The organism is Clostridia bacterium (assembly GCA_028698525.1).
In the GTDB taxonomy this organism is placed as follows: domain Bacteria; phylum Bacillota; class Clostridia; order JAQVDB01; family JAQVDB01; genus JAQVDB01.
In genome coordinates this window covers 1-8,216 of record JAQVDB010000076.1, presented here as the reverse complement: position 1 = coordinate 8,216, position 8,216 = coordinate 1, and the positions used below count along the sequence as shown (strand labels likewise).

6 protein-coding genes are annotated in these 8,216 nt (G+C 31.7%); 2 read left to right on the top strand and 4 right to left on the bottom strand.

From position 1 onward, the window contains the following. Positions 1-338, bottom strand: a 338-nt coding sequence (locus PHP06_09670; protein MDD3840819.1) for a tRNA (adenosine(37)-N6)-threonylcarbamoyltransferase complex transferase subunit TsaD, incomplete at its 3' end; no start/stop codon positions are given. Between the two features lie 289 nt (positions 339-627). Here PHP06_09670 and PHP06_09665 point away from each other — a divergent pair. Further along, positions 628-2,412 (top strand): histidine kinase, encoded by a 1,785-nt coding sequence (locus tag PHP06_09665; GenBank protein ID MDD3840818.1) that lies wholly within the window; start codon positions 628-630, stop codon positions 2,410-2,412. Then, on the top strand, positions 2,387-3,973 hold the full coding sequence (locus PHP06_09660; protein ID MDD3840817.1) for a response regulator: 1,587 nt from the start codon (positions 2,387-2,389) through the stop codon (positions 3,971-3,973). The genes PHP06_09665 and PHP06_09660 overlap by 26 nt, the downstream gene beginning before the upstream one ends. A gap of 111 nt (positions 3,974-4,084) precedes the next feature. Here PHP06_09660 and PHP06_09655 read toward each other — a convergent pair whose 3' ends face one another. From PHP06_09655 to PHP06_09645, 3 genes are all read right to left on the bottom strand, one after another. Then, positions 4,085-5,131, bottom strand: a complete 1,047-nt coding sequence (locus tag PHP06_09655) for a substrate-binding domain-containing protein (GenBank protein ID MDD3840816.1) — start codon at positions 5,129-5,131, stop codon at positions 4,085-4,087. A 155-nt stretch (positions 5,132-5,286) separates the two neighbouring features. After that, positions 5,287-6,786 carry a sugar ABC transporter ATP-binding protein gene (gguA, locus tag PHP06_09650; protein MDD3840815.1) on the bottom strand — a complete coding sequence of 500 codons (1,500 nt, stop codon included), beginning with the start codon at positions 6,784-6,786 and terminating at the stop codon, positions 5,287-5,289. 16 nt (positions 6,787-6,802) lie between these two features. Next, complete coding sequence (locus tag PHP06_09645; GenBank protein ID MDD3840814.1) at positions 6,803-7,813, bottom strand: ABC transporter permease; 1,011 nt, start codon at positions 7,811-7,813, stop codon at positions 6,803-6,805. Positions 7,814-8,216 lie beyond the last annotated feature (403 nt).

Below are 8,216 nucleotides of genomic sequence, written 5' to 3'. Positions count from 1 at the left end.
TTCACCCCTATAAGAGGTATATCCCTCGCAAAGCTTATGCCCTTTGCACAGGATAATCCAACAAGCAGGGCACCTACAAGGCCGGGTCCATATGTAACAGCGACTGTTCCTATATCGTCAAAAGTAACCTTTGCCTCATCCAACGCCTGCTGTATGACTAAATTAATCATCTCTATATGCTTTCGAGATGCTATTTCAGGTACCACTCCTCCAAATTTTTTATGTAGATCTATCTGAGATGATATTATATTAGACAATACCTGCCTTCCATCTTGAACTACCGCAGCAGAAGTCTCATCACAGGAAGATTCTATAGCTAATATTTTTATATTTTTCAATTAAATTCTCTCCTTTTTCGATTGTATGTTTATCCTTATTTTAAGTATTATTCTTATAATTATCAATAACAAAGTTATACCATTCCAGTATTGCATCAAAATAATAGTTCAATTATCAGTGCTTTGCTTTATAACAACTTAATAATACAAAGATAAATATTATAAAATAACAAAAGAAGGATTTTCAATTTTTTTATTGAATCTGTTTATATAATTATGTTTTTAATTTATAATATAAACATACATAATAATGAAAGAGATGAAAATATATGATACGTGAGATGATGAAATGAACAAAATATTGCTATTTTTTAATAATTTAAACATTAAAAACAAGCTAATAATATCTTTTTTGATAGTTTCTATTATACCCACTACTTTTATTGGCTTAATATCTTACAATATTTCTTCTGACATCGTTAAAGAAATGAGAATCAATGAATCAATCTATGAATTGAGCAATGTAAATGAAAAAGTAAATCAGCTGCTTAAAAACAAAGAATTAATTGCAATTAAATTCTCGTTAGATAGAAATCTTTACGACCTATTGTCAAACAGATCTATTGACCAAAGCCAATATATAAAAAAAACATTTGATTTAGATAAAATGCTATACGATTATAGGTATACCGAACAAACTCACTCCATATATATTTTTGATAATAATGACAAAATATATACTAATGATAATAAAGTAGGGATAACCCGCAAGCAACTAGAATCTACACCATGGTTTAATAAAAATATTGATACAAACAATCATTTTTGGGGTGAAACGATAAATATCAACGGCTCAAATGTACTCCCACTAATAAGAATAATAAAAGACACAAAAACTTCCAATGAAATCGGACTAGTGCAATTGAATATTGAAGAAAAAAATATATATAATTTATATCAAGGCAACCAGCTTAATAAAAGTAATATAACATATTTATTAAATAAAGATAATAATATAATATCTTGTTATAATAAAAGTTTTTTAGGAAAAGATTTTTCTGATATTTATAATGATAATTTAAATTTTATCAATCATAGCGGATATTTTCAGCGAAAAATAAATGGTAGAAAATATATATTTGTATATAAAGTAGATAAAGATAACCAATGGAAGTATATAAACGTCATATCTCTTGATAGAATAACTGCTTCAAGTAATTATATAAAGAGATACACTTTTTATATATGCATTCTGTCTATTATAATATGTTTAGCAGTTTCCATGTTTTTATCATCTAGATTCACAGATCCTATACACAAATTGATAAATATGATGGATAAGGCCGAAAGTGGAAACCTGGATGTTACGTTTAAATCAAAATACAATGATGAAATCGGGAAGCTGGGGAAAAGTTATAACAACATGGTTGCTAGATTGAAAAAATCCATAGATGACATATTCGACATTCAAGCTAAAAAACGCGAAGCAGAATACAAGGCCATGGAATTTCAGATAAATCCCCATTTCCTTTATAATACTCTATCATCAATAATATGGTTATCTAATAAAGGGGAAAATAAAGATGTAATAAAAATGACCGATTCTCTATCCAAACTCTTCAGGATAAGCATTAGCAAAGGTAGAGAGGTAATCACAATTAGAGAAGAGGTAGAACATGTAAAGAACTATTTGGAAATACAAAAAATAAGATATAAAGATGAATTTGAATGTATATATGATATTGATGAAAATATTTTAGGACTTTATACAATAAAGATTATTCTACAGCCTTTAGCAGAAAATGCCCTATATCACGGTATAAGGGATATGGAGTGTAAGGGTATTATAAAAATAACCGCTAAAAAATTTGCAGACTATATAATATTAGAAGTTATGGATAATGGAAATGCCTTATCAGAACAGGGTATAAAAAATATGAACGATTTTTTATATAACGATACATCTGATGAAAGATTTGGGATAGGTATACGAAATGTAAATAATAGAATAAAGTTTTATTTCAAGGGCGGATATGGCTTGACATTTCATAAGGACGGCATTTACACAATAGCTAGAATCAAAATCCCGGTCATAGAGGAGGTAAATGATGTATACAATTTTAGTGGTAGATGATGAAAAAATCATAAGAGAGGGGATCTGCAGCACACTGGATACTATAGAAGGGATAAATACATTATCCGCTAAAAATGGTAGCATAGCTTTAGATATAATATGTAAAGAGCAGATAGATGCCATGGTGTTAGATATTAAAATGCCGGTAATGGACGGCTTAGAACTTTTAAAACAGCTGAAACATCATAATAAACAGGTTATAACAATTATATTGAGCGGATATGATGAATTCGATTATGCTAAAAAAGCTATGAAATATGGAGCAGTTGACTATATTTTAAAACCCTTTACTCCTGAAACCGTTATCAAATTAGGAAATGATTTAATAGACAAGATTAAGTACAAGCAAAAGAGACAAAAAGAACTGGAACAACTAAAAGAACAACTAGAACAGAGCAAGCCTTTCATAAAAGAAAGATTTTTTAGAGATATATTGAACAACAAAATAAATCAGCAAGTATTTGAACAGAGAAAAAAATTTCTAGACATAGATATTGAGGGGGAATACTATCAAGCAGTTGTTATAGAAATAGAAAAAGAAGATTTTATTGAGGAGCAATCTTATCAAATAATGATAATGTCTTTGCAAAAAATCGTAGATGCTGGGATACGAGGATATAATTGCGAGCTGTTTCACTTAAATACAGATTTATTTGTTTTATTGTTTTTTTATAATGATCAACCGGTAGAGCATGAAAAAACATACGAAACTGTAGAAAAGATTAAAAATAATGCAGAAAAAGAATTGGATATAACCTTAAGCATTGGAATAGGACAAATTGCAAAAGGCATAAAATCAATAAATAAATCCTACAAACAGGCACTTCATGCTTTAAATTATAAGATGCTCATTGGAAAGGGAAATATAATCAACATCAATGATATAGATGAAAAACAGACCAATATAAATAATATTTTTGATGAAGAACAATTCATCAATATATTAAATTTTAATGATAAAGAGGATGTAATAGAACACATAGATTCAATATTTAAACGTATACGGAATATACAGCAGCAACTGAGTTTAAACAGTGTAAATCTTTTATGCATTCGAATAATCTCTACATGTATGATTGTAATGGAACAAACTAACTCAATAAATGAACAGCTCTATTCAGGGAAAGGTACAAGTCCTTATGTAGAATTCTTTAAATTAAAATCCCTGCAGGAGATTGAACTTTGGATTAAAAATTTTGTAACTAACGTAGCAGATTTCATAAAATCTAACAGGAAAAGTAATTGCAATAAAATAGTTGAACAGGCAAAAAAAATCATTTTAGAAAACTATGACAAAGATATAAATTTGAAATATATAGCAGATAATCTGTTTTTAAGCAAAAATTATTTTGGTCAATTGTTTAAAAACGAAGTAAATATGAGTGTGAACGAGTATATAAACAAAATAAGAATTAAACAGGCTAAGGAATTATTGGAAAATAGCAGCTTGAAAATGTATGAAATCGCCTCTAAAGTAGGTTTTAGCGATCAACATTATTTTAGTTCAGTATTCAAAAAGACTATAGGGGTATCCCCCAAAGAATACAGGGATTTAATGTGATTTTTCTGCGACACCAAACATTCCTTGTTTTTACACTGTCTAAAATTATAGCCTTATAAACAAAGAATTACAGCCAGATTTATCTGGCTGTAATTCTTTGTTTTTACTATATCAGTCTTGCCTTCTTTCAACAATTGCTTTCCAATCCAATTCTTTGATATTATCCGCATCATAAACTGTGGATTCTGATTTGATTTCTTTAGGCAACTCTTTACCATCAAAGTGATCTTTTATCGCTTGAATTGTATCGTGGGCTTGTACTGCTGGAGATGTAACAAAGAACGCTTTAAGTATTGGATGATTGCTTTCCAATTGTTCAAAGGGCTCTACTCCCCAAGCACCACCTGTAACGATGATGTCATCCCTGCCTGCCGCTTCAATTGCTGATGCTGCACCTGCAGCTGTATCGTAGTTAATTCCAAACACAGCATCTACGTCAGGATGTGCAGTAAGGATGTTTTCCATAACTGCCATGGAGTCAGTTCTAGTTGCTTTACCATCCTGCTGAGCAACAATTTCTACACCTTCCATGGACTCCATAACCTCTCTAAATCCTTGTGCCCTTAATCCACAAACTATAGCGGATTGGGGGAAATCTATTATTGCAACTTGAGCCTTTCCATCAAGATTTTCTTCTATATACTTCTTAACCCATCTACCAACTGATGCACCATCTTCATAAAAATCAAAACCGATATGGGATATTACTTTTTCACTTTCAGAAGGCCCATCATAGGTAAACACAGGTATGCCTTTGTCTATAGCATCTTCAATAGCCGGTACTAATCCTGCGGGGTCAGCACATGCCAGAGCTATAGCATCAACACCTTTTTGTACAAAGTCTTCCATTTGCTGTGTCTGCTTTGCCGGATCAGAGTCCGCGTCTTGTATCAATAGTTCATACCCTGCTTTTTCAGCTTCATGCATAAAGCTTGCTTCAATATCCTTATAATATTCATCACGTCTATAGAAAAGTGATACACCGATAACCTTCTTTTCACCATCGCCTTGACTCATTTCTTCGTCTTTACTATCATCTTCAACCTTTTCCCCATCATCATCAATCTCATCTACCTTATCATTTCCACAAGCTGTAAACAATGAAACTACCAAACATAATGTTAAGACAACTGCAAACATCTTAAAAAATTTGTTCATAGAAATCCTCCTTATATCATCTTATATTTTCTTCGTCTTGCTTTCTTTATTCATTATTATATTTATTTGTATCATCTAAGTAAGAAAGACGAATAATTTATGCTCATCAATGGTATTAAATATCTTGAGTTGACTTAAAATTAACTGTCAATAATTTATCTTGTAGCATACTCCATTATTATTTCCTGACTAAAGCTATCTCTATCCACTTCGCCGGTTATTCTTCCATCATGCATAACCAAAATTCTATCACACATACCTATGAGTTCAGGCAATTCAGAAGATATCATGATTATACCTTTGCCTTCCGATGCTAAATTACATATCAGTCTGTATATTTCAGCTTTAGCACCTACATCAATACCTCTGGTAGGCTCATCAAAAATTAAAATATCTGAATCCACAGCTAGCCATTTTGCTAAAACAACTTTTTGTTGATTTCCCCCACTTAAATTTTTAACTACCCTTTCTTCATCTGGAGTAACTATCCTTAATTTATCAATATAATCTAATGCTAATTTCTTTTCTAATGAATCGTTTATTATTCCATTCTTCAAAATTTTGTCAATACCAACAAGACTAGTATTTTGTTTTACACTCATACCAAGGACTAATCCGTGTAATTTCCTATCTTCAGGCACTAATCCTATTTTCTTTTCAATGGCATCGGTGACATCATTTATCTCAACTTTTTTTCCCCTTATATATATCTCTCCACTACTCTTTTTATCGGCACCGAAAATAGTCCTGGCAAGTTCTGTCCTGCCGGCACCGACCAAGCCAGCGATACCTAAAATTTCCCCTTTCTTTAACTGGAAATTGATGTTCTCTAATACACCTGTTCTATTTAAATTTTTTACCTCTAATAGAGTATCCGTTATCTCAACCGCCTGTTTGGGATATTCATTTTCTAATTCTCTGCCAACCATGCTGGAAATCAGAGCTTTTCTGTCCACATCTTTGACATCTGCAGTTTTTATATGCATACCATCTCTTAATACTGTAACTCTATCAGCCAACTCAAAAACCTCTTCTAATCGGTGAGAAATATATATAATGGTAACTCCTTTTTCCTTCAGCATTTTTAATATATTGAATAAAATATCAAGTTCTTTTTCAGTTAAAGTGGCTGAAGGCTCATCCATAATAATCAATTCCGCATTAAAAGATAACGCTTTGCAAATCTCTACTATCTGCTGCTGCGCAACACTTAATTTATTAACGGTAGCGTTCATATCAATTTTTACATTGAGTTGATCTAATAGCTGCTGAGCTTCTTTATATAATTTCCTCCAATTGACTAGCTGTACTATTTTATTGTTTTTATTAACTGGAGGCCGTCCTAAAAAAATATTCTCCGCCACTGTCAATGTTTCAACCAACTTTAGTTCCTGATGAACTACACTCATGCCTAGCATCTGGGCTTCCAATGGACTATTGACGTTTACTTCCTTGCCTTTAAAATCAAAACTTCCTTTGTCTGCAGAATATACTCCAGATAAAATCTTTATTAATGTTGATTTTCCAGCTCCATTTTCCCCTACTAATGCATGTATATCTCCTTTTCTGACATCAAAAGACACACCATCTAAAGCTTTAACACCAGGAAAATATTTAGATATGTTTTTTATCCTTAATAAATTATTATCACTCATAAAATACCTCCTAGTTTCATACTTCGTTTTCTTTCTTTGTCTTATATACATCTAGACCTATTGCAAATACCAATACTAGTCCTTTAATCATTTCCTGGTAATATGATGATATATCTAATAATGTCATACCATTCATCAATATACCTATCAAAACTGCTCCGAAAAGCACACCTATTGCTTTACCTTTTCCACCTGTGATACTCACTCCGCCTATAACTGTTGCTATAACTGCTTCAAATTCCCAACCTAAACCCGCATTCGGTTGACCTGATGCTAGTCTTGACACCAGAATAATACCACTTATAGCAGCTAATGCACCGCCAATAATATAGGTAATAGTCTTTACCTTTAAAACCTTTATACCTGACAAATATGCGGCTTCTTCGTTACCACCGGCAGCATATACAAATCTTCCAAATCTAGTTTTCTGGGATACAAAATGCGCTAATAAAAATACAACCAACATAATTATTACCGGCCATGGAATACCTAACAAATAACCTCTACCTATAAAAGCTATTGAGCTTGGTAAACCTGAAATAGGATACGCATTTGTTAATACATAGGTCAATCCTCTAGCAACTGACATCATTCCCAAGGTAGCTATCATTGGGGGTATACCAAGCTTTGTAACCTGCCATCCATTTATTCCACCTGCTAATGCACCTACTAGTATAGCTAAAATAAACGCTACAAATGGTGGCATATTTAAACTTACAATGCTGCCTGCAAAAACTATACCTGTTAATCCAACCAATGCACCTACTGAAATATCTATTCCACCGCCTACCATAACAAAAAATGTACCTGCTGCCATTATAGCTATCATTGAAGTCTGACGTAAAACGTTCATTATATTATCTACTGTGAAAAATGCATCAGAAAAGATAGCCAGTATAACAGTTAAAATAATAACTGCATAAATTATTACATATTCACTTAAAAAACCTTTTAATTTTTGTACAAAACTATTTTGGTCTTTCTCAACCACAGAATTTTTAGTATCACCCTTTGTTTTCAAACCCATTCTTTAAATCCTCCTTTAGTGCATTTAATTATAGAAAATTATGGGACATAGCAAACTTGATTTGCTGATTCTATAAAAATTATGATTTGTTGTTCATCTCCTCTCCCAAAAGGTTATGTGCTGGGTAATTAATGTAAAATTTCAAATTTTCTTATAATATCAAAATACAAAATTATCAGCCATCTACACAGCACCTTATCTTGAATGACTTTATTTTTCTGTTATTATATTTATTCGACAAATTCTTTTTCAAACCTTTGGAATAATCAACGATTTTTTTTAATAAATAAGGGATTAATATTCTCATAAAAAAATAAGCATGCCCCGTTAATTGGACATACTTATTCTAATCCATATCCGATAATCTGCTCCTGTCCCCTGAAGGGGATTAGTGTTCTTCAAT

Excerpts from the sequence above, each read along its gene's own strand:
- PHP06_09665 (MDD3840818.1), top strand. The coding sequence starts at position 628 with ATGAACAAAATATTGCTATTTTTTAATAATTTAAACATTAAAAACAAG.
- PHP06_09660 (MDD3840817.1), top strand. The coding sequence starts at position 2,387 with ATGTATACAATTTTAGTGGTAGATGATGAAAAAATCATAAGAGAGGGG.
- PHP06_09655 (MDD3840816.1), bottom strand. The coding sequence starts at position 5,131 with ATGAACAAATTTTTTAAGATGTTTGCAGTTGTCTTAACATTATGTTTG.
- gguA (MDD3840815.1), bottom strand. The coding sequence starts at position 6,786 with ATGAGTGATAATAATTTATTAAGGATAAAAAACATATCTAAATATTTT.
- PHP06_09645 (MDD3840814.1), bottom strand. The coding sequence starts at position 7,813 with ATGGGTTTGAAAACAAAGGGTGATACTAAAAATTCTGTGGTTGAGAAA.